The sequence below is a fragment of the Rhodanobacter sp. G2-10 genome (assembly GCF_055809185.1).
This window is the reverse complement of sequence record NZ_CM147900.1, coordinates 2,746,696-2,772,419: the sequence shown is the minus strand read 5'-3', so window position 1 is coordinate 2,772,419 and position 25,724 is coordinate 2,746,696. Positions and strand designations below refer to the sequence as shown.

Sequence of the window (25,724 nt, the reverse complement as noted above, 5' to 3'; positions counted from 1 at the left end):
ACGTGACACGCTTCGGCACCTGACCTGACGCAGATCGTTCACGTCACCGGCTGGTCGGTCCACGCCCGCGAACGACAAAGCCCGGGCTTGCCCGGGCTTTGTCGTTTGCGGATGACCGGGGCTTCAGTCGATTGTCGGCAGGCTTGCCACGCCCGCCTCGATGCCGGCCTGGTGCACCAGGGTGCGCGGCAGGATACGGGCAAAATAGAACGCCGCCGTATCACGCTTGGCCTGCTTGAAGGCGGCCGCATGGGCGCCGGTTTCCGCGGCCAGCACGCTGCGTGCCCACAGGTAGGCCAGGGCCACATAGCCGGAGTAATACAGGTAGTCGGTCGCGGCCGCGCCAAGTTCTTCCGGGTTGGCCTGGGCGCGTTGTGCCACCGCGAGGGTCAAATCACTCCAGTTGCGGGTGGCCACGGCCAGCGGCCCGATGAATGCCTTCAGCGATTCGGTCTCGGCATGCTGCTGGCAGAAGGCGCTGATCTCTTCCAGGAAGTGCTTGAAGCCCACGCCCTGCAACTGGAGGATCTTGCGTCCGAGCAGGTCGGCGGCCTGGATGCCGGTGGTGCCTTCGTACAGCGTGATGATTCGCGCGTCGCGGACGAACTGCTCCATGCCGTTCTCGGCAATGTAGCCGTGGCCGCCGTAGATCTGCAGGGCTTCCTTGGTGCACTCCTGTGCCAGCTCGGTGACCATGCCCTTGGCGATCGGGATCAGGAACGCCACCAGCTCGCCGGCCTTCTTGCGCGCCTCCGCGTCGATGCCGCGATGTTCGATGTCGGTTTGCAGCGCGGTGTAGAGCACCAGCGCACGCGAGCCCTCCACGAAGGCGCGTTGGGTCAGCAGCATGCGCCGCACATCCGGCTGCACCAGCAGATTGTCGGCCGGTTTGTCCGGGAATTTCGGGCCGGACAGCGAGCGCGACTGCAACCGCTCGCGAGCGTAGTTGAGGCTGTTCTGCAGCGCGCGCTCGGCCAGTGCCAGTCCTTGCACGCCGACCGACAGGCGCGCCGCATTCATCATGGTGAACATCGCCATCAGGCCCTTGTGCGGCTTGCCGATCAGGTAGCCTTCGGCGCCGTCCAGGTTCATCACGCAGGTGGAGCAGGCGTGGATGCCCATCTTGTGCTCGATCGCGCCGGCGGCGATGGTGTTGCGTTCGCCCAGCGAGCCGTCGGCCTTGAGCTTGAACTTGGGCACGATGAACATGGAGATGCCGCGGCTGCCTTCGGGCGCATCGGGCAGGCGCGCCAGCACCAGGTGCACGATGTTTTCGGTGAGGTCGTGTTCGCCGGCGCTGATGAAGATCTTGGTGCCGGTGAGCTTCCAGGTCGGGTGGCCGTTGGCGTCGGCTTCCCCCGGTTCGGCGCGGGTCTTGAGCAGGCCCAGGTCGGAGCCGGCCTGCGGTTCGGTCAGGCACATGGTGCCGGTCCAGCGGCCGGCCACGATCGGCTTCATGTAGAGCTCGCGCTGCCATTCCTCGCCATGCTGTTCCAGCGCGTGGGTGGCGCCTTCGGACAGCAGCGGGTACAGACTCCAGGCCAGGTTGCCGGACTGGAAAATCTCGGTGGTGGCCGTGCCGAGCACGCCGGGCAACGCCTGGCCGCCGTAGGCCTCGGGGTTGGTGAGGCTGGTCCAGCCGCCTTCGGCAAACTGGCGGAACGCTTCCTTGAAGCCCTTCGGCGTCGTCACCTCATGGGTGGTCTTGTCGAAGTGACAACCTTCCGCATCGGCGGGGGCATTGGTGGGTGCCAGCAGTTGCTCGCTGAGTCGCCCGGCCTCCTCAAGCACGGCATCGAGCAGGTCGCGACTGTGCGCTTCGCCGCCCTGCAGCGCCGTGAGGGTGGGCTCCGCGCCGAGCACGTCGAACAGGGCAAAGCGCAGATCGTCGAGTGGGGCCTTGTAAGCAGTCATGTGGGTTCCTTGCTGAAGAGTCGTCGAGTGGCGTGGCTCAGCGCCAGGTGTTGGGGATGCCCGGTACCGGCGAGATCCAGCCGTTGCCGTCGAAATCGAAGTCGCGGGCGTGCTTTTCCTGTTCCGGTTTGGCGCGGGCCGTGCCCTTGATCTGATACGTCACCGCACCGGCGCTGCCCTTGCTGGCGGCTTGCTGCAGCAGCTGATTCATCGCGCCGGTGGGCAGCACATCGAGTGGCAGCACGTCCCCGGCCAGCTCGGGGATGTCACGTTCGAAGGTCGTGTGCAGGCGGATCGGAGCCAGTGTGCCGACCTTCAGCTGGCCCTCCAGCGCGGTGAAACCCATCTCGTCGTAGCTGTTGTTCTGGATGCGCAGGGTGACGCGCCACTGGCCGTTTGGCAGTACCGTCAGCTGCTGGATGCTCAGCGTGGGTGGAAACACGCTTTTCCGGGTCGGCCCGCAGGCAGCCAGGCCGGCGCCGAGCAGGATCAGCAGAAATCCGCGTAACAGTCGTTTCATGGGCTCACCTCAAACGATTGTTTGAATCTTAGCAGGGATTGGGGATTGGGGAATCGGGAATCGGGAGTCGGGAGTCGCTGGGGCGTTCGGCTCCACCGCCATGGCTGGGGGCGGTTTTCATTCGGCGCGGCAATCGGCATCATCGTCGTTCTTTCCGCCATGCCAGCAGATCCTTCCATGCCCCAGGTTTCACGTCGCCGCTTCGTTGCCCGCCGCTCACCGATCCATGGCAACGGCGTGTTCGCGGCCGACGCCATTGCCCGCGGCGAGCACATCATCCAGTACAAGGGGCGATTGATGAGCCACGCCGAGGCCGATGAGCTGTATGGCGATGGCGGCGAGACCGGTCACACTTTCCTGTTCACGCTCAACGACGAATACATCGTCGACGCCAACCGGCAGGGCAACACCGCGCGCTGGATCAACCACAGCTGCACGCCCAATTGCCGTGCGGTGATCGAGGAAAGCTCCAGCGGCGATCCGCGTCGCGACAAGGTGATGATCGAGGCGATCCGCAAAATCGAGCCCGGCGAAGAACTGACCTACGACTACGGCATCGTGCTCGAGGTGCCGCACACGGCGAGGCTGAGGAAATTGTGGGAATGCCGCTGCGGTTCGCCCAAGTGCAGCGGCACCATGCTCAAGTCCAAGCGCAAGACACGCTGAGCCGGATGCCCGGCCGGCGCATGGCAGGCCGCTTCACCGCTCCCGCGCCAGCGCTGGTCAAGCGGGAAAAATCGCTTTTATACTCGACCCGGTTGCCCGACATGGGGTAGGGCAAAAGGAAAGAGGGGAAGCAGCATGGAAACCAACCCATACGCCGCGCCGGCGGCCGTGGTCGACGACGTGCAGGGGCGATTCGAAGGGGATCTGGAGAGCCGCAAGGCAAGCCGCGGCAAGCGGCTGGGTGCCGCCTTGCTCGACGGCGTGATCAACGTGGTGTGGCTGGCGCCGTTCATCATGGGCGCCGTGATGGCTGACGGAGTCAAGGCGGGAACCAAGTCGGCCGGCCCGATGATCGCGCTGGTCGCGTTGGGGTGCATCCTGCTCCTGGCGCTGATCGTGATCAATTGCGTGATGATCCATCGCACCGGACAGACCATCGGCAAGCGCACGCTGGACGTCGCCATGGTCCGCAGCAATGGCGATCGCATGGGGCTGCTCCGTTACATTTTCCTGCGGGTGCTCCCGCTTGGCGTGCTCGGCGCCATCCCGCTGGTGGGCAGATTTGTCGGCCTGATCGATGTGTTGCTGATCTTCGGCGCCGAGCGCCGCTGCCTGCATGACCTCATCGCCGACACCATCGTCATCGACGTTTGATGATCGATACGATCCGCGAGATCGAGACGCCCGAAGGCATTTCGCTGCGCCTGCGCGCCGCCGGTGCGTTGCCACGCGCGCAGGCGTGGATGGTCGATGTGCTGGTGCGCCTGCTGGTGCTGTTCATTGCCGCGATTCCGCTGTCGATCTTCGGCGTGGGCGGCAATGGCCTGGTCCTGCTGCTGATGTTCGGCTTGATGTGGGCGTACTCGGTGGTGTGCGAGGTCTGGTGGCACGGGCAGACGCCCGGCAAGCGCGCGCTGGGGCTGCGCGTGGTCAATGCGGATGGCACGCCGGTGACCTGGCTGCCCTCGGTGGTGCGAAACCTGATGCGCACGGTGGATATTCTGCCCGGCGTGTACGGCGTCGGCCTGATCAGCACCCTGGTCGATCCGCATGCGCGTCGGCTTGGCGACATCGTTGCGGGCACCTTGGTGATCCACGCCACCGAACTGCCGCCCGGGCAGGAAGTGCCGACGATGGAGGCGATACCGCTGCCGGTGGCGTTGGCGATGGACGAACAGGCTGCGCTGGTGGAGTTCACCGAACGCGCCGGCCAGCTCACCGTGCAGCGGCAGGAGGAGCTGGCAAATCTGCTGACCCCGCTGACCGGTCTGCGTGACACGGCGGCCATCCGGCGTCTGGTGGCCCACGCCAACTGGCTGCTGGGGCGCGCATGAAGCAGGAACGTTTTGTCGCCCTGCACAGCCGCGAATGGGACAGCCTGCAGTCCTGGTTCAGCGCGCTGGAGCGTCAGCCCAAGCGCACGATGCGGCAGGATCAGGCGCTGGATTTTCCATCGGCGTATCGCCGCGTGTGCCACCACCTGGCATTGGCGCGTGGGCGCGGCTACAGCCACGACGTCACTGATCGCCTGCAGCGCCTGGTGCAACAGGGTCACCTGGTGCTGTATCGGCCGCCGGCACCGCGCTGGCATCGCGTGGCCAGCTTTCTGGTTGCCGGGTTTCCGCGCCTGGTGCGTTCGCAGTGGCGCTGCATGCTGGCGGCGACCGTGCTGTTCTATGTACCGGCGCTGGTCATGCTGGTGTTGATGCAAATGCGTCCCGAGCTGGCGCACACGGTATTCAACAGCGCCCAGCTGGCGCAGTTCGAGAAGATGTACGACCCCTCGAATCCGCATATCGGCCGCAGCAGCGGCACCAATCTGCAGATGTTCGGTTTCTACGTGATGAACAACGTCAGCATCGCGTTCCGCACGTTCGCGTCCGGGCTGGTGTTCGGCGTGGGCGCGCTCTACGTGCTCGGCGCCAACGGCGTGATCATCGGCGGCGTCGCCGGGCATCTCACCGCGATCGGCTATGGCGGTCCGTTCTGGCGGTTCGTGGTGGGGCACTCGCCGTTCGAATTGAGCGCGCTGGTGATCGCCGGCGGCGCCGGCCTGCAACTGGGTCTGACCTTGCTGGCCCCGGGGCGTCGTCGTCGCGGGCCGGCGCTGGTGGCTGCCGGCTGGATCGGCGCGCAACTGGCGCTGGGCGCATTCGCGATGTTGCTGGTGGCGGCCTTCATCGAGGCGTACTGGTCATCGGATGCGGCCTTGTCCGACCCGGTGAAGTTCGGCAGTGGCGCCTTGCTGTGGGTGCTGGTGCTGGGGTGGTTGTGGCGTGGCGGCAAGGCGGGTCGGCATGGAGCTTGAGCGCATCAGCGTGGTGCTGCGCCCGCGCGTGCCACGCGAGGCCCTGGATCTCGGCGCGGCCATGCTGCGTGCCAATGCGCGTGCGGTGTGGTCGGCGTGGTTCGCCTTCACACTGCCGATCTTCGTGCTCTGCAATGCGGTGGGCGTGCTGGTCGGCGTGCCCTGGTTGGGCCTGCTGCTGATGTGGTGGCTGAAGCCGCTGTTCGACCGTGTGCCGCTGTACGTGCTGTCGCATGCCGTGTTCGAACAGACGCCGGGTTGGCGCGAGACCCTGCGCGGTCAGCGCCGGTGGGGCTGGCGCAGCACCCTGGCCGCACTGAGCTGGTTGCGTATCGACAGCCATCGCGCGCTTCGCCTGCCGCTGGATCTGCTTGAAGGCGCAGCCGCGAAGCAGCGTTCGCTGCGCTGGAAGGTGCTGCGTCGACGTATCGGCGGCATCACCAGCATGCTCACCTACAGCTGCCTGCAATTCGAGCTGGTGCTGTTCCTCAGCGTGTGGCTGTTCATCCTGTTGCTGATACCGAACGAATGGCGCCCCGAGTCGCTGAGCGGATTCTTCCGCGATGACGTTCATCACGCCGCGACGTCATGGATGCTCGCGGCGGCAAGCGTGGCCTATCTGGCGATGAGCGTGATCGAGCCGCTGTATGTGGCATGCGGTTTCGCGCTGTATCTGAACCGGCGCACCCAGCTGGAGGCCTGGGACATCGACCTCACGTTCCGGCGTCTGCGCGCGCGGCTTGAAGGCCTGGGCAAGGTGCTCGGCGTGCTGCTGTTGATTGGTGGCGCGCTGGCGCTGCCTGCGCACGCGGCGGCACCGGCCACGGCGGCAAGCACTGCGTCCGCGCCGGCCGAGGTCAGCATCGAGCAGGTCTTCCACCAGCCGCCGGACAGTGGTGATGCGCGCTTCGCCGCGCAGGCGGCGCAGGTGTATCGCGACCCGCGCTTCGGCGGCGAGCATACGGTGCGTCGTTGGGTGTTCAAGTACTCATGGCATTCCGACACCAGCGAGAAGAGTGTGCCGTTTCCGCTGCTGGGGCGGTTCCTGTCGGGATTCTTCAAGATAGTGCTGTGGCTGCTGGTGATCGGTGCGCTCGCTACCTTGCTGTGGTTTGCGTGGCGCCACCGCGGACGCTGGCTGCCGGAAGCCGATGACGATGTGCCGATGGCGCCGGCCAGCCTTGAAGCCCGCGTCGCCGGCGAGCAGGCGCTGCCGGCAGACCTGGCCGGTGCCACCCGCAAACTCTGGCAAGCGCAGCGTCGGCGCGAGGCGCTGGCCTTGTTGTACCGCGGCTGCGTGGAGCAGACCGCCTTGTTGCTGCAACTGCCGCCGTCGACCGACAGCACCGAGGCGGACTGGTTGCGTCAGGCCGCGGCCATCGACGACCCGAAGCGTGCGCAACAGGTCATCGCGATCGTGCGCACCTGGCAGTTTGCTGCCTACGCCGGGCGCTATCCGGACGACGCCACCATCGAGAACCTGCTCAGCGGCTGGCCGGTGCAGAGCGGGGCGGCGCCATGAATCGCCGGCCGCTCTATATCGGCCTGGCGGTGCTGGGGGCGGTGCTGCTGCTGGTGGCGGGTTTCTTTGCCTCGTTCGAGCACAAGCAAGTCACCGAGCCCACGGTGGCCCATGGCGAGGCGCGCTATAACCGCTTCTTCGCGCTGGACCTCACCCTCAACCGCTTGCAGCTGCCGACGCGTTCGCTGACCACGCTCGACTCGTCCAAGCTGTCGCTCAAGTCCGGCGATACGCTGCTGCTTGGCGTCGATGCTGCCCGCGTCGACATGGCCGATGCGGCCCGACTCGTCGCGTGGGTGCGCAGCGGCGGCCACCTGCTGCTGTCGCCGGGTTCGACCAGCGTGGCGCGTACTCCGCTGTTCGATGCGCTCGGTCTGTTCGATGCGCGCTCGGCGCTGTTCGACTGCATCAAGCCGAAGGCGGCCACGCCCGCCGGCAAGCATGAGGTGCCGATCTGTGCGAAGAAATTCCGGCTGACGCCGGCCGCGGTGGCACGCGTCGACGCCGCCATCGGCAATGCGCAGGACGGGTACCTGTTTGCACGCACGCGGCTGGGCTCGGGCACCGTCAGCGTGCTGTCGACCTTCACTCCGCTCACGCGGACCCATCTTGAACACGCCTGGAACCAGCAATTCGCCTGGCGGCTGCTGGCGCCCAACCGCGGCAAGGGCACCATCTATCTGGTGTACGCCCTGGATGGCCCTTCATTCCTGGCCTTGCTGGCGGTCAAGGGCTGGCCGGCATTGTTGGCGCTGACGCTGCTGCTGGCGGGGTGGATGGCGATGCGCAGCGCGCGCCTGGGTCCATTGATGCCGGCACCGGTGCTGCACCGGCGCGCGTTGCTCGAACACGTGCACGCCGCCGGTGAATTCCTGTATCGCCGTGACGCTGGTCGCACCTTGCACAGCCTCGCCAGCCAGACCGTGTTGGCGCGTCTGCGCCGACGCGACCCGGCTTGCGTCATGCTCAATGGCGATGCGCTCTACGCGCGCCTGGCCGAACGCAGCACGCTCGATGTCGCGCAGATTGCCCAGGCTTTCCAGTCACCCGCGAACGCGCAGGCGTTTCGCGCCTCCATCATCACTCTGGCCCGACTCAGGAGCCGCCCATGACCACCGAAACCCTCGCCGCCCCGGCCACACCGCCGGCGCCGTTGTCGATCACCGAGCTGGGCGAGCGCACCCGCGCGCTGCGAACGCAGGTGGCGCGTGCCTTCATCGGCCAGGAGCTGGTGTTCGATCAGGTACTGCTGGCCCTGCTGGCGGCCGGCCATGTGTTGATCGAAGGTGTGCCCGGCCTGGGCAAGACCTTGCTGGTGCGCGCGCTGGCCGCCTCGGTCAGCTGCAGCTTCGGGCGGGTGCAGTTCACGCCCGACCTGATGCCGGCCGATGTCACCGGCCATGCCGTCTACGATCCCAAGACCGAACGCTTCCAGATTCGTCGCGGCCCGGTATTCGCCAACCTGCTGCTGGCCGACGAGATCAACCGGGCGCCTGCGAAAACCCAGGCGGCGCTGCTCGAATCCATGCAGGAGGGACAGGTCACCATCGAAGGTCGTCGCTTCGCGTTGCCGGAACCGTTCATGGTGGTGGCCACGCAAAATCCGATCGAGCAGGAAGGCACCTATCCGCTGCCCGAGGCGCAGCTCGACCGCTTCCTGATCAAGGTGGTGATCGGCTATCCCACGCTGGAGGACGAGAAGCGCATGGTGGCCGGCGTGGTCAACGGCAAGGTCGCGGCTGACTTGGATGTGTCGAAGGTACAGAGCGTGCTGAGCCAGGCCGAACTGCTCGCCGTGCAGCAGGGTGTTGCCGCGATCCGCATGGATGCCGCGGTGACCGACTATGCCGTGCGCATCGTGCGCACCACGCGCGAATGGCCAGGTGTGATCGCCGGAGCCGGGCCACGTGGCGGGCTGGCGCTGGCGCGTCTGGCGCGCGCGCAGGCGGCCGTGGACGGGCGCGATTTCGTCACCCCCGACGATGTGCGTGCGGTGGCCCTGCCTGCGCTGCGCCATCGTCTGCTGCTCGCGCCGGAAGCGCTGATCGAACGCCAGCATCCCGACGACGTGCTGGGTGCCTTGCTGCACAAGGTGCCGGCGCCACGCCAATGAGGCTTTGCACCCGCCCGGGTCTTGATCCCTGTAGGAGCGCACCCTGTGCGCGACGCCCTTGTCGTTGCTGTGAGGCGCGCTGCGCCCGCCGTTCGCGCACGACCGAAGGAAGTCCCTTGCGCACAGGGTGCGCTCCTGCACGCCGAAAGGGAGGGTGGTGATGCGGCCGGCACCCTTGCTATTGGGACTGTTGCTTGGCTGGACCGTACTCGGTGTGCTGGCCAGCCTCGGTGTGTTGCCACTGTCGGCATGGCTAACGGCAGGCGCGGCGATCGCGGTGTTGCTCCTGATTGATGGCTGGCGTCTGCAACGGATGCCTTCACCCGGCGTGCAGCGCGAGGTGGCACCGGTGATGCCGTTGGGTCCGGAGGCGCGCGTCGGGTTGCGCCTGCACGGCAGCGCCGGGCACACGCAAAAGCTCCGTCTGCACGATCTGCATCCGGGCGGCTGGGCCGTGCGTGGCATGCCGCGCACGCTGACCTTGCCGACCGGCAGCGATGTCGTGCTCGACTATGCGGTGACGCCCGATGCGCGCGGCCAGTTCAATTTCGACGGCTGCCAAGTGCAACTGCGCTCGCCATGGCAGTGCTGGAGTTCGCGTCGCCTGCTCGGCGAACCATCGACGGTGCGCGTCTATCCCAACTTCGCCTCGCTGGCCGAGCTGGCCGGACTCAGCGTGGAACTGGCCTCGCGCAGCGTGGGGGCACGCCTGCAGCGACGCCGTGGCGAAGGCACCGAATTCCAGGAACTGCGCGACTATCGCGTGGGCGACAGCCTGCGCAAGATCGACTGGAAGGCCACCGCGCGCGCCAGTCGCCTGATCTCGCGCGAGTATCGCGACGAGCGCAACCAGCAAGTGGTGCTGATGCTCGATTGCGGCCGGCGCATGCTGGCGCAGGACGATCACCTGGTGTACTTCGACCATGTCCTCAATGCCTCGCTGGCGCTGGCCAGCATCGCGCTGCGCCAGGGTGATGCGGTGGGCATGCTCGCCTGCACCGGCCAGGAGCAACGCTGGTTGCCGCCGCAGCAGGGCAGTGGCGGCATGGACATGCTGCTCGGCGCCGGCTACGACCTGCAGCCCCTGCCGCTGGCCACCGACTACCTTGCCGCCGCCAGCGCCTTGCAGGCGCACCAGCGCCGTCGCGCCCTGGTAGTGCTGATCACAAACGTGCGCGACGAGGACGATACCGAGCTGCGCGCGGCGGTGAGCATGTTGTCCAAACGCCACCTGGTCATGCTGGTCAGCCTGCGCGAACTGGCGCTGGACCGCGCTGCCGCGACACCCGGTGATGAACTTGAAAGCAGCATCCGCAGCGCCGCGGCGATGCACTACCTGGCCGAGCGCGAGCGCGTCCACGAATCGCTGCGCCGCGAGGGCATCAACACGCTTGATGTCAGCTGCAGCGAATTGTCCGGCGCCCTGATCGAACGCTATCTGGCGATCAAGCGGGGCAACCGCCTGTAGTCGTTCGCAGCAGACATAGGGCGGGCTCTGCCCGCCGCGGTTGCTGCACGAATCGGCAAATCGTCACCCGGAGGACGGCGGGCAGAGCCCGCCCTACGGAGTTGGTCGGGCGGGAATGGGTGGTTGAGGGGTTTTCGGTGTTCAGACTTTCACCGAACACCGAACACTGCTGCCTTCAATGCCCGCTATCGGATGATTTTGCCGGGGCAGGGGAAGCCGGTGGACTCACCTTGCGCAATTCACCAACCGTGACGGTACCAAACCATTGCGCGTCGCGGGCGGCGAAGTATTTCTTGGGGTCCAGCAATTTCGGATCATAGCGGCCGCAGCCACGGCGAGGCACTTCCACGCCACCGAGGAAAAGTGTGTAGCCGGCGCAGTTGGCTGGACCCTCGTCGTTGTTCATGGACATGGTTCGCACGTTGGCGTCGGCGCCGAGCAGCGATCCGGTCACCGAGTTTTTGGCCATCGTGAGTGCCAGCTTCATCCGCTGCTTGGCGATCTTGTCGCCGTATTCCGGAGTCAGCTGGTCCAGCGTCGCCATCGCCTGGTCGTGTTGTGCCGGACTCAGTGCGCCGCAGATGTGATCGCGCGCATTGACGTAGCTGGGAAACCCTCGTTCGGCCGCCAGCGTGATCCACGCGCAGGCGGTGGCCGGATCCTTGCTGACGCCGCGGCCGTGGAGATACATCATGCCGATGCTGAGCTGGGAGAGCTTGTCGGCGTAACGCGCGCCGAGCTTGAAGTATTTCAGCGCACCCTTGTAGTCGCCCTTGAACAGGCGCTGGATGCCGGCGAACTGGCCAAACAGATCGGGGTGACCGTCGGTCGACACCTCGCTCATCGTCTGGATGATGCGGTCGAGCTTGGGATTGGAGCGCGGCGGTGGCACCGGTGACTGCGTGCTCGCCGATGTTGTGTCTGTCGATTGCTGTGCGGGGGAAACGGCTGCATTTGCCGATGGCCAGGCATGCGCCATGGTGCCCGCGCTTGCCAGCAGCGCGCAGATCATTCCAAGCAGTATCGGTTTCATGAGCAATTCCCTCGCTATTGATATGTCATGTTTCAGGTGACGCTCCCGTCTTTCGGATGATAGGAGAGAATTTGCCTCGCGCCGTCCTTCGTTTGCATGAGGGGAGTACGGAGGAGCTCGTTCCTCCGCGGGCTGAAGTCACCGTCATGGCGGGACGCATCATATTTCTCTGCTGGCGCTCCCGACATGTGCCATTCGTTCTGCGGGCCGGGTGACCAAGCCGACGATTGATGGGTCCCCGACGAGCAGAGCGGGATTGTGGCGTCACACAATCGTTTGGCAGCGGCGGGCAGAGCCCGCCCTACGGCACGGTGTCGCCGTTGCTATGGCTTGTTGTCGGGTTTCTTCTTGTCGGAGGTCTGAATGGGCGCATTCACCTTGGTCAACGAACCCACGGATACCGTGGCGTACCATTGGGCGTCGCGCGCCGCGAAGTAGGCTTTCGAATCCCACAGACTCGGGTCGTACATGCCGCAGCCGCGGATAGGTACCGTTACGCCGCCGAGATTGAGTTTGTCGCCGCTGCAATTGCCGGGAAACGATTCCATCGACATGACTTTGATGTTGTTGGCGTTGCGGCCCATCAGGCTCCCCGTGAGCGCGTTTCTCGCGATCACCAATTGCAGCTTCATGCGCGGCTTGGCGACGGTGTCTCCGTATTCGGGCAGCAACGCGCTCAGCGTTCCCATGGCCCGGTCATGCTGGTCAGGGAGCAGCGCCCTGCATATCTGGTCGCGTGCGTGGACGTAGCTCGGGTATCCCCGTTGTGCCGCCAGCGTGATCCAGGCGCATGCCGTAGCCGGGTCCTTGTTTGCGCCGCGGCCGTGCAGATACATCATGCCGAGACTCAGCTGGGAGAGTTTGTCGGCGAAGCGCGCGCCGATCTTGAAGTACTTCATGGCGCCTTTGTAGTCGCCCTTGAACAAACGGCGCATGCCGGCGAACTGACCGAACAGGTCGGGATGCCCGTCGGTGGAGGCCTGGTCCATCGCCGCGAGGATTCTCTTGAGCTTCGGGTTTGTGCGCGGTGGCGGAACCGGTGACTGCGTGCTCGCCGATGTTGTGTCTGTCGATTGCTGTGCGGGGGCGGCAGCGGCATTTGCCGGTGGCGCGGCATAGACGGTAGTGCCGACACTGACCAGCATCGCGTAGATGGTTCCACGCAATATCGATTTCATGAGCATTCCCTCGCTGTCGTTGCGTCATGGTCCAGGTGACGTCTCGATCCTTCGGATGGTAGCAGAAAGTTTCGGACGCCTGGTCAGCGATGAACAAGGCAGGCCTGCGGCTGAGGGCGGCGGGCAGAGCCCGCCCTACGGTCCGGCGTCGCCGTTCCAGAGGAGCGGCCGTGTCGAAGGTGCCCGTCTGAAAGCCGAACACCGAACACCGAAAACAGCTCCAATCTCAATCCTCCTCTGCATGCGGTTTCCACGATTCGCTGAGTTGCTTCTGCACGTTCGGCGGTACCGGTTCGTAATGGCTGAGGTCGAGGCTGTAGCGGCCGCGGCCGCCGGTCATCGATTTCAGTTCGGTGGGATAGTCGATCAGCTCGGCCAGCGGCGCCTGCGCCTTGATCACCAGTTCGCCGCCGCGTTGGGTGTCGGTGCCCATGATGCGCGCGCGCTTGCCGGCGAGGCCGCCGGTGACGTCGCCGACATTGTGTTCGGGGATCGCCACCTCGACGTTGACAATCGGCTCCAGCACAACCGGACGGGCCTTGCCCACGGCATCCAGGAACGCCTTCTTGCCGGCGCTGACGAAGGCAACCTCCTTCGAGTCGACCGCGTGGTATTTGCCGTCGTAGACGGTCACGCGCAGATCCTGCAGCGGATAGCCAGCCACCGCGCCTTGCTCCATCGCCTGCAGCACACCTTTCTCCACGGCCGGCAGGAACTGGCCGGGGATCACGCCGCCCTTGGTGGCGTCGACGAATTCGAAGCCGGTGCCGCGCGGAAGCGGTTCGATGCGCAGGAACACCTCGCCGAACTGGCCGGCGCCGCCGGTCTGCTTCTTGTGCCGGTGATGGCCTTCGGCGTGGGCGGCAATCGTTTCACGGTAGGCGATGCGCGGCGGGTGGGTTTGCACTTCCACGCCATAACGTTCGCGCATGCGCTCCAGCATCACTTTCAGATGCAGGTCGGAAAGCCCGCGCACCACCGTCTCGTTGAGCTCCTTGTGATGCTCGACGCGAAAGCAGGGTTCTTCCTCGGCCAGCCGCGCCAGCGCCTGGGAAAGTTTCTGTTCCTGGCCCTTGTGCGTGGGTTCCAGCGCCAGCCCGTACATCGGCGCGGGAAATGCCGGCGGGGCCAGCGAGATCCGGTCCTCGTCGTGGGAGTCGTGCAGCACGGCGTCGAAGTGGATGTCCTCGACCTTGGCGATGGCGGCCAGCTCACCGGCAACCGCTTCGTCGATCTCCACATGGTTCTTGCCCTGCAGGCGAAACAGATGGCCGACCTTGAACGGCTTGCGGCCGTCATCGACCAGCAGCTGGCTGTCGCGGCGCACGGTGCCCTGCCACACGCGGAACACGCCGAGCTTGCCCACGAACGGGTCGTTGATGATCTTGAACACGTCGGCGATCACATGGGCTGCCGGATCGCTGTCGATCTGCAGCGGTGTGCCGTCGCCGCGCACGAAAGGGGGCGGGTTGCCCTCCGCCGGGTTGGGCAGCAGTCGAGTGGCGATGTCGAGCAGCTCCCTGACCCCGGCGCCGGTGCGCGCACTGACGAAGCAGATCGGGACCAGATGCCCTTCGCGCAGGCACTGCTCGAAGGCGTCATGCAACTGCTCCGGGCCGAGTACGTCCTCACCCTCGTCGAGGTAGCGCCCCATCAACGCCTCGTTGATCTCCACCACCTGGTCGAGGATCTGCTGGTGCGCCTCTGCCAGCGAGGAGAAGTCGGTGCTGCCCTCGCGATGGAAGAAGCAATCCAGCACCTTGTTGCCGCGATTGGCGGGCAGATTTACCGGCAGGCATTCGCTGCCGAATTCCTCGCGCAGCGAGTCGACCAGGGCAGCGAGGTTGGCGCCGTCGAAATCGATCTTGTTGACCACCAGCATGCGTGCAAGTCCGCGTTCGCGCGCATGCATCATCATCCGCCGCGTGCTGTGTTCGACGCCGTTGATCGCGTTGACCACGATGGCCACGGTTTCCACCGCGGCCAGTGCAGACAGCGTGGCGCCGCGGAAATCGCTGTAGCCGGCGGTATCGATCAGGTTGAGGCGGCAACCGCCGTATTCGAGTTGCGCCACGCAGCTGTCGATCGAATGCACGCGCGCTTTTTCCTGCTCGTCGGTATCGGATACCGTGTTGCCGCGTTCGACCGAGCCCGTGGCCTGGATCGCTCCTCCGGCGTGGAGCAAGGCCTCGAACAGCGTGGTCTTGCCCGCGCCGGCGTGCCCGGCGAACGCGATGTTGCGGATGCTTTCCGTGGGGGAAACAGAATCGGACACGATGCGACCCTCCTCGATGCAGGGCGTGGCCTCGTGGCATCAACGGCGCCGCATGAGGCCGCGCGTTGGCGGCTGATGTCGGGCCGTCATGGTCGTCCGGCACTCCATGGTGGGCGAGGGCGGTCATGGCGGTTGGCGCGGGGCGCCGGTCGTTCAGGAGCCTGTCGAGTCTGGCTTGGCCGGTTTGGGAATCCGCCTGTGTGGTCCGTATCCCCGCCGACTCCTGCTCCATGCAACCACCATGGACCGGCGAATCGTCAGGAACCTGTCCTCGCACAGCCGAATTCTCGTCTCGACCACCCACGCCCGACAGGCTCCTAGCCTTGTGCCAAGCGCGGGCGCGGTCAAGCTGCACTGCGGGGAACCCGGCCACCGGGACGGCGGTCTGATTCAATCAGGCCTGCAAATTTGTGCGCAGCCGGTCGCCCTTGGTTCAAGCCGCATGCGGCATCCTGCGCTCACCCTGCGTTCCCCACCGAGGTATTGTCATCGCCCCCGCGCCGCCTTCCCAACAGCTTCGGTCACCGTCGAGCCAGCCTGCATCGCCCGCGCTCGCGCGTGACGGACTCGCGCTGTTTGACCAGGCGATCCGGGTCCGCCGACCGCAGCGGTATTGGCATGAGTCGGCAGTCGCGCCGCCTCATCGCCGGTTGGCCTGGGTGGTCGTGCTGCTGTTGCATGGCCTGTTCGCGTTGCTGGCCTGGCTTGCCATGCGGCCGGCCGCTCCCCTGCCTGCGCCCGCCGCGCCCGAAGAGTTGATGCAGGTCCGCCTGATCGACAACACACCCGTGGCCCATGCGCCGCCACCGCCACTGGCACTGCCGCCCGCACCCGCCGCGCCGCCGGCACCAAAGCACCGCGAGCCACCCGCGAAAAATGCCATGGTGCTGCAGGCGCCACCCGCACCCGCGCCCCGGCTGTTCGACGAACACGGCCAGCCACTGCTGCCGGCGCACGCTTCGACCGCGCCCCCTCCCGAATACGTGCAACAGATGCCGCAAGGGGATACGCGGATCATGCGGCACGACAGCCCGATCAAGTATCGGTCCACCCGTTTCGAGAAGGACTGGGATCCTGGCGCCAATGCGGTCGACAGCGCCCTGCAGAAACTGGTGGACAAGACCACGGTGAAAAAGACGATCCGGTTGCCGGGCGGTATCCGTCTCCATTGCGCCGTGTCGCTGGCGATGCTGGCCGGTGGCTGCGGCGGCGATCCGCCGCCACCGCCGTCACGCAAGGATGGTGACGAGCGCCTCAACATGGCGCCGGCCCGGTCACTGGATGGCCACGAGCATGGGCCGAAGCCACCCAGTGTCGAGGCCTGCATCGCGATGTACCGCGCCGGCAAGCCGTTGGCCCATGGTTGCCCGGTGGATACGCCCAATCGCGCCGTCGATGCCGAGCTGCGCGAACGTGCCGCAAAGCCTGACGCTCATCCGTAGTTCTGAACGATCGCCCGTCGGTGAAGGGAATGGTGTCAGTCAAAGCAACGTTGCACGTGGAGACAAGGTGCAGCAGAGCCTGATGGCTACGAGCCATGTCGACACAGGGCGTTCGAAGCGCCAGCCGGAGCGCCCCCATCCGCCCTGTCGGGCACCTTCCCCCGCGTTGCGGAGGAAGGGATACGGCGCGTGGCTTGCGTAAACATTCCTTCCCCCGTTTACGGGGGACGGTGCCCGACAGGGCGGATGGGGGCCGCCGCGCGAGGAGGGCAAGTCCGCACAAGTGCCACTCCGGTGATCACTGACTTTCACCCGACACCCGTCATCTGCACGAACGCAGCAGGCATGAAAACGGGCAGGGCCACGCGCCCAGCCAGCCGGCACTCGACCCAACGACAGGCACCCCCGCTACACTGCCTGCATGCCTTTGCCACCCCCGGATCGCGCACCCGCTGGTCGCGCCACCAACCCCGCGCGGATCCTGCTGGACTCGCCGCTGGCGGCCGCCACACGCGGGCGCGCCAACCGCCGGCGCGCCCGCGCGCTACCTCCGGATCGCGTCCGCCGCGTGCTGGCGATGGCCGGTGCGCTGCTGGTGCATGTGATCTTTCTGCTGGGCTTCGTGCTGGGCCCCGCGATCGAACCCACGCCACCGCCGCCGCCTCCGGAACTGGCATTGCAGGTACGTCTGGTCGAACCGCCCGAGCCGCCTCCGCCGCCGCCCGTACGCGGCACCCCGCCCAGGGAGCGTGGTCCGCGGCACCAGGGCAAGCGCAGCACCCCGACGCCGTCCACCGAGCCCAGTGCGAACACCGAAGCAATCCAGGCCACCGCCCCGCGCCCGGAGCCAGCGCCCGCGCCCGCAGTGATCGCGCAGCGCCAGCCGCCGCGTGCTGCCGAGCCGAAACCGGTGGTCACGCCACCGCCACCGGTGAGCCTGCCCGCACCGGCGCCATTGCCGCTGCCCAAGCCCGTGTTGCCGGCCGGCCAGCCACCGACACTGGCCGTGCAGTTGCCGACGCCGTTGCCGCCCGCGCCACCGCGATTCCAGCCCGAGCCGGCGCGTCCACCGCAGGCCGAGGGCAATCGGCCGATCCTGTCGCCCAGCTCGCTGGCGCTGCCGAAGGTGTCGACACCAATGCCGCTCAACCTGCCGGCGATGGCCATCCATGTCGATGTGCCGAAAGCGGTGGCGCCAGTCAGCGTGACGCCGGCGCCGCAACCGCCGGCCGCGCCCGAGGTGCCGCGCGCGCAACCATTGCCGCTACCGGCACAGCCGTCACCGATCGTCATGCGGGAGACGCCAGCGCCGACGCCCGTCGAGATCGCGCCTGAATCGCTGCCGCAACCGCAGACTCCGGCGATCACCCTGGGCGCCACCGAAATCCGGATCGCACCGGCGGCCGCCGAACCCGCGCCATCGCCGGCCACGCCGGTGTCACCGGCGAAGATCGCGCTCGACCAATCAGTGCGTGCACCGGCTCCGCAGCCAGCCAGCCTGCGTCCGTCGATCAGCGCCCCGGTCGCGATCGCGGACGTCGCCACGCCAGCACCGAACCCGACCACAGCCGCCGAGCCGAAAGCTGCCAGCACGCCGGCCAGCACCGAAGCCGCCGCCCCCGTTCGGAACGACGCGGCACCCAGCACCGCCGACACCGTCAAGGACGCCAATCGCGCGCCGGACGCGATTCCGCAGGGCAGCGACAACGCCACCGTGGGTGAACCCGCCGGCATCACCCAAGCCCCGCCGAGCACCGCCTCCACCACTTCCGCCACACCGCCATCGTCAACAGCGAACGGCAAGACCGCCGGCAAGCCAGTCGAGCTGCGCGGGGTCGGCAAAGCCGGCGCCAACCAGCCCGGCGCGAGGGAGGGCGAGCAGCATGGCGCCGTCGGCGACTACGTGCAGCTGAAACCACGCGGCGACACCGAAATCATGCGCCACGGCGCGCCGAACATCGGCTACAAGGCCACCCGCTTCGAGAAGGACTGGACCCCCGAGGGCGAAAGTTCGATCGACACCGCGCTGCGCCGTGCGGTGGAAAAGACCACCGTCAAACACACTTTTCACCTGCCACGCGGCCTGCGGGTGGAGTGTGTCGTCCGGCCACTGGCACCGACCTCGCTGTTCGGCTGCCAGAACCCCGACCCACCGGCGGTACCGCTGCCCGAGAAAATCTACGACCGCCTGAACGTGGCACCGGCCGAGCCGCTGGCCCCACCCGCTCCGGCGGCCAGCACTGCTCCGGTGCAAACGCCCACCCCGATGATCAAATTCGACAACAGCGCCGAATGCGCCGCCGCCCGCGTCGCCGGTGGCCCGCTGCCGCCCGGCTGCGATGCAGAAGCTGCGCCCGCCAAGGCGCTGCATGCACCCGCGTCGTCGTCCAGTTCATGGGTGCCGGCAAGTGATCAGTTTCACTAAGGGAGGATCGGAGAGGAGATGATCGGTCGAGATGCAAATCCAGGTTCGCCCACGCGCACGCCGCACCGGCGCCGCCGGACTCCGGCGTTTGGCGGCCGCCCATGAACACGCTCAGAATCACCATGAACTTCGCTTTGTCCGGCGTTCTCGTGGCTGCGGGACTGTATGTCCTGTTCACGGAGTCCTGCGTCATGCGCGACATGCGGTTCATCGGGTGGTCGAGATATCTGTTGTCCGCGTCCCTGTTGTCGATGGCGGGATTTCCTGCGGTCGTCGCCTCGGGCTGGATTCGCGGAAGTCTTTCAAGGCCACCGCCAAGCCGTTTCACGTGGCACCCCACGTATGTCGATCCGGTCTACAAGGGGACGCTGCTCGTCCGGCACTGGTACATCGTGATGCCGGCGTTGACCTGTTTCGGGTTGGCGTTGGCATTGGCCGAGAAGGCCCCCGAGACGGCGCGGCACATCGCCGCCATCCTGCCGGCGTTCCCCTGTCAGCTGACGAACCGACGGGCTGAATTGCATTCCGTGGAACTGCAGCAAAAGGGGATGGCAGCAAGAAGTGGACAGAGGGCATTGGGCCGAGATAGTTTCCGCTGGCCCCCGATGCCGGCAGTGGCGGACGAATTGCCGTGACAGACGTGGCGCTGTGCTTCCGACGTGCGCTACCGGCGACCTGATCCTTCCTGGGCGGATGAGCTGACTTGATGCGACGACAACGGGAACCTCGTAAAGCCACCGACACAGGGTCGGGCTCAAGGCCCACGAGAGCGGCATGTGCGCTGTTCGCGTTGCTGGCCGGCGCGGTGAGTTCGCCGGCTTGGGCTTCCTATAGCGACGGCTTCGCGACCCTCATGCTCCTCTATTTCGGCGCCATGGTGGGCGCGGTGGCGGTCGTCGTTTCACTGGTCCTGTGCTGTTTCGGGGTGTTTCGGCACAAGAAGGCGTTTCGGGCGTACGTCTTGCTGATGAGTACGGGGGCCGGGTTTATCGCGCTGATAGCCTGCTTCGACAGGCGCGGGGTCGCCTTCCTGATTGCCATCCTGCTGGTGCTGGTGCTGCTGTCGATCGTGGTGGCTCCCGCCTCGATCCAGTATGGGTTTCACCGTCGCAAAATGCGCAGGGCACGGTAGCGCCGGGGACGGATTTTCTCGCGGGCACCATGACTTTCTTGCGCGCGTGCTACCCCGGGTGCCGACGTTGAATGCATCAAGTCTGCCGCGCCTGCGTCATCGGAACAGGGATTTGAGGTGGAGTATTCGGGCATGGCGCAACCGACTGCGCGATGCCTGCCCAAGCCGCCGGTGGATCGGGGACAAAGCCATGGCCATTGATCGGAAGTTTCTGTTTTGCGGGTTTGTATACGCCATTGCAGGCATGGGTCTGGGCATCTACATGGCGGCATCGAAGAACCATGCGCTGTTCATTGCCCACGCGCATATCCTGCTGGTGGGTTTCGTGGTGTCGTTTGTGTATGCGCTGGTCCACAGGTTGTGGATCGCCGGATCGAGCCGGCGGCTGGCTGGCGTGCAGTTCTACCTGCATCAGGTGGCGACCCTGGTGATGGTGGTCGGCCTTGTGCTGCTTTACGCGGGGATCGTGCCGGAGGCCACCTTGGGCCCGATGCTTGGGCTGGCGTCGGTGGGGGTGTTGCTGGCGGCGCTGCTGGTTGTCTGGATGATCCTGCGCTTGCCGCGTGAGCAGCCGGCTGAGGTCCGCCAGGGCGTTTCCGCATCCGACTGATCCGGCACCGTGGGCGCCCGCCACGCGGCGATTGCAGGCATGGCTCTCACAGCAGTCGCAGCAACTCCTTCATCAATGGCAGCCGTCGCACGCGCACCGCGCTGGCGCGAAACACGGCGTTCGCAAGCGCCGGAGCGGCGGTGGGCATGGCCAGGAAGCTGGCGCCACTGGGTGCACGCTCTCCGGGCACGGTGATGACTTCGACGTCATTGGGCAGCTGTGCCATCGTGGCCAGCGGGTAGTCCTTGTAGCCGTGTTGCTGGATCTTGCCGTTCTTGAAGGTGATCGCCGGATTGAGCGCGTTGGACAAGGCATCGAGCGTGGCGCCGACCACCTGGCCGTGCAGCCCCAGCGGGTTGATCACGCGACCCACGTCGACCGCGCAGGCCACCCGCTTGATGATCAGGGTCTCGTCTTGCATGGCCGCTTCGATGGCATGCGCGACATAGGCGCCATCGATGTGCCAGCAGGCGATGCCGAGGCCGTTGACGCTGTGCAGCCAGTTCTTCCATTCGATGCGGTCCGCCACCAGTTGCAGCACGTTGCGCAGGCGGCCGATGTCCAGCGCGCTGCCGTTGCCGAGCGGCAGCTGGCGTGGTTCGCCGAGGATGCGCAGGCGCGTTTTCAGCGGGTCCTCGCGCATCTGGTGGGCGATCTCGTCGATGAAGCTTTCCACCGCGAAGGCATTGCTCAGATGGGGCATGCCGCGAAACGGTCCACGCGGCTGGGCCGACTGCTGGGCGTACCAGTCGCTGCGAAGGTTTGGCACCAGCCCGGCGGGCAACTGGTCGGCGTGCAGTTCCGAGCCCCACAGCTGATCCTGGGCCACGCCGCGATGAGCCAGCGACGAGGCGCTGATCATGCGTTGGTGCCAACCCACGAGTTGGCGCTTGCGATCGATCACGGCACTGAACCGGTGCACGCAGCCGGAGCGGTAGTAGTCGTGGCCGAAATCCTGATCGCGCGTCCACAGCAGGCGCACGGGCGCGTCGACCGCCTTGGCCAGCATCACCGCTTCGGCGACGAAGTCGTGGTCGAGCCGGCGACCGTAGCCGCCGCCGACGCGGGGCACGCGGATGTCGATCTTGTCGGGAGCGAGCCCGGTCAGTCGTTGCACCACGGCCCAGGCCTTTTGCGGCGCCTGGGTGGGTACGACGAGGCTGGCGCGATCCTTGTCCAGCCGCACCAGGCAGTTCATCGGTTCGGCCGTGGCATGGGCCAGCCATGGCTGGAAATAGGTGGCGTCGAACCGGCGCGCGGCCTTCTTGTTGGCCGCGTCGAAATCGCCATCGTCCCGCACACGCGTGGTGGGTGCGGCGTCGCTGTCGAGGGTAGCCACCGCCTGTTGTTCCAGCGTGGCGCTGCTCTCGTCGCCGTGGTCGCCGGGTTTCCACTCGAGCTTGAGTTTGGCGCGCCCCTGCAGCGCCGCCCAGGTGTTCTTCGCCAGCACGGCCACGGTGGGCGCGATCACGGTACTGCCCCAGGGCTGGCCGGGCTCGGGTTTGAGTTGTATGACCTTGACGACGTCCTTGACGCCGAGGGTGTCGCTGGTATCGATGCGCGCGAGCGTGCCATCGGGCCACGGGCAGTGCACCACGACCGCCACCAGCGCATCACCGAGATGCTCGTCGATGGCGTAGCGTGCGTGACCGGTGACGATGTCATGGGCATCGACGTCGCCTGCGGAGTGGCCGATCAACTGGTAGCTGCTGGCCGCCTTGACCGCTGGCGCCTTGGCCGGTAGCGCGATCTGGCCGGCATCGGCGGCAAGGCTGCCGTAGGTGACGCGGCGACCGTCCGGTGCGATCACCGTGCCGGAATCGCAGCGCAACCGGTTGGCCGAGACGCCCAGCCGTCGCGCCGCCGCCTGCATCAGCAGCCAGCGCGCCAGCGCGCCGACCTGGCGCAGGTCGCGCCAGGCCGCGGGGATCGACCCGCCGGTGCCGCCGACCTGGCGGCCGTAGGTCCAGCGCGGCTGGCCGTTGTCGTTGCTGACGCCCAGGCCCAGCGCGATCACGCTGACCCGATTCCAGTCGGCGTCGAGTTCGTCGGCGATGATGCGCGGCAACGAGGTGGCGACGCCGGTGCCCGTGTCCGGGTCGCGCGCGCCGATCAGCACGTTGCCGTCCGCGTCGATGCGCACGTAGGCGCCGAGATCGTGGAAATGGTCGCCAAGCAAGGCCGGTGGCAGCGGTGCGTCGGCCGCGTCAGCGATACGGATGCCGACCACCAGCGCGCCGGCGGCGCCGGTGAGCACCTGCAGGAAGCGGCGACGGTCCAGCCGGATGGCGTCTCGCGCCTTGTCGTCGCTCACGATCTTGCCGCTCACGGTTGCCCCGCCTTGCCGGCGGCAGCCCGCTTGATGGCGTGGCGCACCCGCGTCTGGCAGCCGCAGCGGCACAGGTTGGGCAACTGGTCGATGTCGTCGTCACCGGGTTTGGGCTTGCGCCGCAGCAGGGCGACCCCGGCGATCAGCCAGCCGGGCGTGCAATAACCGCAACCGATCGCGTCCTCGTCGATGAAAGCCTGTTGCAGCGGATGCAGCGTGCCATCGTTGGCGGCCAGGCCTTCCACCGTGGTCACCGACTTGCCGGCCAGCTTTTCCATCGGAACGGTGATCGCGGAAACTGCCTTGTCGGCCACCAGCACCAGGTCCGACCCGTTCTCGCCCTGTTCGCTGCCGTACTTGGTGCCAGTCAGTCGCAGCACGTCGCGCAGATACCAGAGCAGTGGCATCTGCGGGTCGCCGTTGTGGCGGAAATGCTCGCCGTTGATCTGCAGGTCGATGCCGTCGCGTACCTTCTCGGGCACGATGTTGCTGGCCGGTTCGGCAGGCGGGACATGGGCTTGCAACATGGGGAGATCTCCACGGGTCGTCTCCCTATTGTGGCATTGCCGTGCGGCCGGAGCAGCTGCCGCGTGGGGCTGCCGTTCATCGCGGGTCGGGGCGGGCGGCCTCGGGCCGGCTCCGCCCCGCACAGTTTCAGAACTCCTGCCAGGCGGCTTCGGCACCCACTGCGACCACGGCGCGGCCCGGGGCGGGTGCACGCGGGACCACGATGACCGGGGTCCGTACCGGGGGCACCTCCGGGGTCTGCTCGGTGCATTCGTCGCCGCCCTCGACGGGCAGTTTGAAGAAGGCTACCTGCTCCATCAGTGCATTTGCCTGCTCCTGCATGGCGCGACTGGCGGCGGAGGCTTCTTCGACCAGGGCGGCGTTCTGCTGGGTGCTCTCGTCCATGTTGGTCACCGTGTGGCTGACCTCGTCGATGCCGGCGGCCTGTTCCTGGCTGGCGGCCACGATGTCGGCCACGGTGTCGGTGACTTTCTTCACCCCCTCGATGATGTCGGTCAGCATGCGCCCTGAGCGCCCGACCAGTTCGCTGCCTGCGGTGACCTTCTCGACGCTGTCATGAATCAGGGTCTTGATTTCCTTGGCCGCGCCGGCCGAGCGCTGGGCCAGGCTGCGCACTTCGCCCGCAACCACGGCGAAACCGCGACCCTGTTCGCCGGCACGGGCCGCCTCGACGGCAGCGTTGAGGGCCAGCAGATTGGTCTGGAACGCGATCTCGTCGATCAGGCCCACGATGTCGCCGATGCGACGACTGGAGGCATTGATCGCCTGCATCGCCTCGTGGGTGTCCTGCATCACCTGGCCGCCTTCTTCGGCCTTGCGGCGCGCATCGCGGGTGATCTGCTCGGCCTCGCCGGCGTTGCTGGCATTGCGCTTGACCGAGGCGGTCATCTGCTCCATCGACGCGGCGGTTTCCTCCAGCGCGGCGGCCTGGGTCTGCGTGCGTTGCGAAAGGTCGTCGTTGCCCTGCGCGATCTGTGCCGAGGCCTCGCCCACTTCCTGCGACACGTTGCGGATCGAGCCGACGATCTGGGCCAGTTGCGCGGACATCCCCTGCAGCTTGCCGCGTACCGAGCGGGGGTCGACCCTGTCGTTGTCATGGGCCTGCAGGTCGCCAGCGGCGATGCGCTCGACGATGGTGCGAAGGTATTCGGGTTCGGCACCGAGATCGCGTGCAATCGCGCGCAACACCAGCCATGCGCCGAGGATCAAGGCCAGCACGATCGCCGCGCCGGATACGGCGTTGGAGATCATCACGTAGCGCACGTCGCGTCGCGATGCGTCGAGACGTGCCTGCACGTTGTGTTCGGCGCTCTTGATATCGCTGCTCAGCACGGTGGCCAGCGTCTTCTGTGTTTCCTGCATGGCGCTGACGCGCGCGGCGGTGTCGTTGCTGGTATCGAGCATGCTGCGAGCCGCTGCCGCGGCGGCTTCCGAATACGCGACATAAGCCTTGCCGATCGCTTCAGCCGAGGCCTTGCGACCCTCCAGCGCGGCTAGTCGCTTCACGGTGGCAGCGGCTTCGGCCGCGATATCCTGCACGTCATCCAGCTTGGTCTTGTCGCCTTCGGCTACCGCGCTCTGGGTAGTCTGGGTGGTGCGCTTGACCAGCTCGTCAAGGTGGTTCACCCCTTCCAGGTAGGGATAGTCGACCCCGCCCAGCGAAGCCACCGACGAGGCCGCCTGCGAAGCCAGGGTCGCGCTCACCAGCCAGCCGGCCACGAACAGCGCCAGGGTCACGGCCGGCATCAGCAGGATTCGGGTCTTGAATTTCATGATGGGTTACTCCGACGGACCTGCGCAGCGCACGGCGCTGCGCAGGTGAGAGGGTTTACGGCAGCTTGGTCACGGTCTGGACGGAGCCGTCCACCGCGCCGGCGTCCACATAGCCGACGGCCGCAGGGTCGGCAGCGACGGCCTTGATCACGGCGGCGTCGTTGGCCAGTTCTTTCGGTGGCAGGGCGCGACCGCTGAACACCAGACGCGACCAGACCGACTTCACCTGGCTGGCCGATTTGCCGGTCGCTGCCTGGTAGAACCTTTCGCGACCGGCGTTGGCGTCTGCCAGGTCGTACAGTTTGGCGCCGCCGCCGCCGGGCAGGCTGGTGGTCTTGCCGAGATAGAGCGCAGCCACGTCGGACTTGCTCAGGCTCTTCACCGAACTCTTGGCGCTGGTGATCACCACCATGCCGGCGAACGCGGGCATGGCGGCAAAGCTCAGCAAGCCGGCGAGGATGCAGTTTCTGAAAGTGCGTTGCATGGGA

At 66.7% G+C, this 25,724-nt stretch carries 22 protein-coding genes; 13 read left to right on the top strand and 9 right to left on the bottom strand.

Annotated elements, in window-relative coordinates; all coding sequences use genetic code 11:
* Positions 1–123 precede the first annotated feature (123 nt).
* Both AC0L58_RS12590 and AC0L58_RS12585 read right to left on the bottom strand, forming a co-directional pair.
* Positions 124–1,914: an acyl-CoA dehydrogenase C-terminal domain-containing protein gene (locus AC0L58_RS12590; protein ID WP_473683891.1), complete on the bottom strand. Its 1,791-nt coding sequence runs from the start codon at positions 1,912–1,914 to the stop codon at positions 124–126.
* Between the two features lie 37 nt (positions 1,915–1,951).
* The gene (locus AC0L58_RS12585) at positions 1,952–2,434 is read right to left on the bottom strand and encodes a hypothetical protein (RefSeq protein ID WP_473683889.1); all 483 of its coding nucleotides are present in this window, start codon (positions 2,432–2,434) and stop codon (positions 1,952–1,954) included.
* Positions 2,435–2,611: 177 nt separating this feature from the next.
* On the opposite strand from AC0L58_RS12585, the gene AC0L58_RS12580 reads away from it, so the two are divergent.
* The 8 genes from AC0L58_RS12580 to AC0L58_RS12545 all read left to right on the top strand — a co-directional run bounded on the left by AC0L58_RS12580 (position 2,612) and on the right by AC0L58_RS12545 (position 10,511).
* Positions 2,612–3,100, top strand: a complete 489-nt coding sequence (locus AC0L58_RS12580) for an SET domain-containing protein (RefSeq protein ID WP_473683887.1) — start codon at positions 2,612–2,614, stop codon at positions 3,098–3,100.
* A gap of 135 nt (positions 3,101–3,235) precedes the next feature.
* Complete coding sequence (locus AC0L58_RS12575; protein WP_473683885.1) at positions 3,236–3,754, top strand: RDD family protein; 519 nt, start codon at positions 3,236–3,238, stop codon at positions 3,752–3,754.
* Complete coding sequence (locus AC0L58_RS12570; protein ID WP_473683883.1) at positions 3,754–4,434, top strand: RDD family protein; 681 nt, start codon at positions 3,754–3,756, stop codon at positions 4,432–4,434. Before AC0L58_RS12575 ends, AC0L58_RS12570 begins: the two co-directional genes overlap by 1 nt.
* Positions 4,431–5,408: a stage II sporulation protein M gene (locus AC0L58_RS12565; protein ID WP_473683881.1), complete on the top strand. Its 978-nt coding sequence runs from the start codon at positions 4,431–4,433 to the stop codon at positions 5,406–5,408. The genes AC0L58_RS12570 and AC0L58_RS12565 overlap by 4 nt, the downstream gene beginning before the upstream one ends.
* Positions 5,398–6,930 (top strand): DUF4129 domain-containing protein, encoded by a 1,533-nt coding sequence (locus AC0L58_RS12560; RefSeq protein WP_473683879.1) that lies wholly within the window; start codon positions 5,398–5,400, stop codon positions 6,928–6,930. Before AC0L58_RS12565 ends, AC0L58_RS12560 begins: the two co-directional genes overlap by 11 nt.
* Positions 6,927–8,042 (top strand): DUF4350 domain-containing protein, encoded by a 1,116-nt coding sequence (locus AC0L58_RS12555; protein WP_473683877.1) that lies wholly within the window; start codon positions 6,927–6,929, stop codon positions 8,040–8,042. Before AC0L58_RS12560 ends, AC0L58_RS12555 begins: the two co-directional genes overlap by 4 nt.
* The gene (locus tag AC0L58_RS12550; RefSeq protein WP_473683875.1) at positions 8,039–9,043 is read left to right on the top strand and encodes an AAA family ATPase; all 1,005 of its coding nucleotides are present in this window, start codon (positions 8,039–8,041) and stop codon (positions 9,041–9,043) included. The genes AC0L58_RS12555 and AC0L58_RS12550 overlap by 4 nt, the downstream gene beginning before the upstream one ends.
* Positions 9,044–9,203: 160 nt before the next feature.
* Complete coding sequence (locus AC0L58_RS12545) at positions 9,204–10,511, top strand: DUF58 domain-containing protein (RefSeq protein WP_473683873.1); 1,308 nt, start codon at positions 9,204–9,206, stop codon at positions 10,509–10,511.
* Positions 10,512–10,686: 175 nt separating this feature from the next.
* Here the strand turns inward: AC0L58_RS12545 and AC0L58_RS12540 are convergent, their stop codons facing one another.
* The 3 genes from AC0L58_RS12540 to fusA form a co-directional block, all read right to left on the bottom strand.
* Entirely contained in the window at positions 10,687–11,544 is an 858-nt protein-coding gene (locus AC0L58_RS12540; RefSeq protein ID WP_473683871.1) for a tetratricopeptide repeat protein, read from the bottom strand.
* 323 nt (positions 11,545–11,867) lie between these two features.
* Positions 11,868–12,689 carry a tetratricopeptide repeat protein gene (locus tag AC0L58_RS12535; RefSeq protein ID WP_473683869.1) on the bottom strand — a complete coding sequence of 274 codons (822 nt, stop codon included), beginning with the start codon at positions 12,687–12,689 and terminating at the stop codon, positions 11,868–11,870.
* Positions 12,690–12,948: 259 nt separating this feature from the next.
* The gene (gene fusA, locus AC0L58_RS12530; protein WP_473683867.1) at positions 12,949–14,997 is read right to left on the bottom strand and encodes an elongation factor G; all 2,049 of its coding nucleotides are present in this window, start codon (positions 14,995–14,997) and stop codon (positions 12,949–12,951) included.
* Positions 14,998–15,656: 659 nt separating this feature from the next.
* Between fusA and AC0L58_RS12525 the strand changes: the two genes are divergently transcribed.
* From AC0L58_RS12525 to AC0L58_RS12505, 5 genes are all read left to right on the top strand, one after another.
* Complete coding sequence (locus AC0L58_RS12525; RefSeq protein WP_473683865.1) at positions 15,657–16,439, top strand: hypothetical protein; 783 nt, start codon at positions 15,657–15,659, stop codon at positions 16,437–16,439.
* A gap of 421 nt (positions 16,440–16,860) precedes the next feature.
* Complete coding sequence (locus AC0L58_RS12520) at positions 16,861–18,864, top strand: hypothetical protein (protein ID WP_473683863.1); 2,004 nt, start codon at positions 16,861–16,863, stop codon at positions 18,862–18,864.
* A 101-nt stretch (positions 18,865–18,965) separates the two neighbouring features.
* Positions 18,966–19,499 (top strand): hypothetical protein, encoded by a 534-nt coding sequence (locus AC0L58_RS12515; protein ID WP_473683861.1) that lies wholly within the window; start codon positions 18,966–18,968, stop codon positions 19,497–19,499.
* A gap of 218 nt (positions 19,500–19,717) precedes the next feature.
* Positions 19,718–19,996, top strand: coding sequence for a hypothetical protein (locus AC0L58_RS12510; RefSeq protein WP_473683859.1), 279 nt, complete (start codon positions 19,718–19,720; stop codon positions 19,994–19,996).
* Between the two features lie 190 nt (positions 19,997–20,186).
* Positions 20,187–20,606: a TonB-dependent receptor gene (locus AC0L58_RS12505; RefSeq protein WP_473683857.1), complete on the top strand. Its 420-nt coding sequence runs from the start codon at positions 20,187–20,189 to the stop codon at positions 20,604–20,606.
* 46 nt (positions 20,607–20,652) lie between these two features.
* Here AC0L58_RS12505 and AC0L58_RS12500 read toward each other — a convergent pair whose 3' ends face one another.
* The 4 genes from AC0L58_RS12500 to AC0L58_RS12485 all read right to left on the bottom strand — a co-directional run bounded on the left by AC0L58_RS12500 (position 20,653) and on the right by AC0L58_RS12485 (position 25,720).
* Positions 20,653–22,935: a xanthine dehydrogenase family protein molybdopterin-binding subunit gene (locus AC0L58_RS12500; RefSeq protein WP_473683855.1), complete on the bottom strand. Its 2,283-nt coding sequence runs from the start codon at positions 22,933–22,935 to the stop codon at positions 20,653–20,655.
* The gene (locus AC0L58_RS12495) at positions 22,932–23,462 is read right to left on the bottom strand and encodes a (2Fe-2S)-binding protein (protein WP_473683853.1); all 531 of its coding nucleotides are present in this window, start codon (positions 23,460–23,462) and stop codon (positions 22,932–22,934) included. The genes AC0L58_RS12500 and AC0L58_RS12495 overlap by 4 nt, the downstream gene beginning before the upstream one ends.
* A 127-nt stretch (positions 23,463–23,589) precedes the next feature.
* On the bottom strand, positions 23,590–25,236 hold the full coding sequence (locus AC0L58_RS12490; RefSeq protein WP_473683851.1) for a methyl-accepting chemotaxis protein: 1,647 nt from the start codon (positions 25,234–25,236) through the stop codon (positions 23,590–23,592).
* 55 nt (positions 25,237–25,291) lie between these two features.
* Positions 25,292–25,720 (bottom strand): phosphate ABC transporter substrate-binding protein, encoded by a 429-nt coding sequence (locus AC0L58_RS12485; protein ID WP_473683849.1) that lies wholly within the window; start codon positions 25,718–25,720, stop codon positions 25,292–25,294.
* Between the last annotated feature and the right edge of the window lie 4 nt (positions 25,721–25,724).

Bases quoted from the DNA above. Each gene is read 5' to 3' on its own strand.
- AC0L58_RS12575 (WP_473683885.1), top strand. From the start codon at position 3,236: ATGGAAACCAACCCATACGCCGCGCCGGCGGCCGTGGTCGACGACGTG.
- AC0L58_RS12580 (WP_473683887.1), top strand. From the start codon at position 2,612: ATGCCCCAGGTTTCACGTCGCCGCTTCGTTGCCCGCCGCTCACCGATC.
- AC0L58_RS12570 (WP_473683883.1), top strand. From the start codon at position 3,754: ATGATCGATACGATCCGCGAGATCGAGACGCCCGAAGGCATTTCGCTG.
- AC0L58_RS12505 (WP_473683857.1), top strand. From the start codon at position 20,187: ATGGCCATTGATCGGAAGTTTCTGTTTTGCGGGTTTGTATACGCCATT.
- AC0L58_RS12495 (WP_473683853.1), bottom strand. From the start codon at position 23,462: ATGTTGCAAGCCCATGTCCCGCCTGCCGAACCGGCCAGCAACATCGTG.
- AC0L58_RS12555 (WP_473683877.1), top strand. From the start codon at position 6,927: ATGAATCGCCGGCCGCTCTATATCGGCCTGGCGGTGCTGGGGGCGGTG.
- AC0L58_RS12545 (WP_473683873.1), top strand. From the start codon at position 9,204: ATGCGGCCGGCACCCTTGCTATTGGGACTGTTGCTTGGCTGGACCGTA.
- AC0L58_RS12490 (WP_473683851.1), bottom strand. From the start codon at position 25,236: ATGAAATTCAAGACCCGAATCCTGCTGATGCCGGCCGTGACCCTGGCG.
- AC0L58_RS12550 (WP_473683875.1), top strand. From the start codon at position 8,039: ATGACCACCGAAACCCTCGCCGCCCCGGCCACACCGCCGGCGCCGTTG.
- AC0L58_RS12510 (WP_473683859.1), top strand. From the start codon at position 19,718: ATGCTCCTCTATTTCGGCGCCATGGTGGGCGCGGTGGCGGTCGTCGTT.
- AC0L58_RS12535 (WP_473683869.1), bottom strand. From the start codon at position 12,689: ATGCTGGTCAGTGTCGGCACTACCGTCTATGCCGCGCCACCGGCAAAT.
- AC0L58_RS12540 (WP_473683871.1), bottom strand. From the start codon at position 11,544: ATGAAACCGATACTGCTTGGAATGATCTGCGCGCTGCTGGCAAGCGCG.
- AC0L58_RS12520 (WP_473683863.1), top strand. From the start codon at position 16,861: ATGCCTTTGCCACCCCCGGATCGCGCACCCGCTGGTCGCGCCACCAAC.
- AC0L58_RS12565 (WP_473683881.1), top strand. From the start codon at position 4,431: ATGAAGCAGGAACGTTTTGTCGCCCTGCACAGCCGCGAATGGGACAGC.
- AC0L58_RS12585 (WP_473683889.1), bottom strand. From the start codon at position 2,434: ATGAAACGACTGTTACGCGGATTTCTGCTGATCCTGCTCGGCGCCGGC.
- AC0L58_RS12560 (WP_473683879.1), top strand. From the start codon at position 5,398: ATGGAGCTTGAGCGCATCAGCGTGGTGCTGCGCCCGCGCGTGCCACGC.
- AC0L58_RS12485 (WP_473683849.1), bottom strand. From the start codon at position 25,720: ATGCAACGCACTTTCAGAAACTGCATCCTCGCCGGCTTGCTGAGCTTT.
- AC0L58_RS12590 (WP_473683891.1), bottom strand. From the start codon at position 1,914: ATGACTGCTTACAAGGCCCCACTCGACGATCTGCGCTTTGCCCTGTTC.
- AC0L58_RS12515 (WP_473683861.1), top strand. From the start codon at position 18,966: ATGAACACGCTCAGAATCACCATGAACTTCGCTTTGTCCGGCGTTCTC.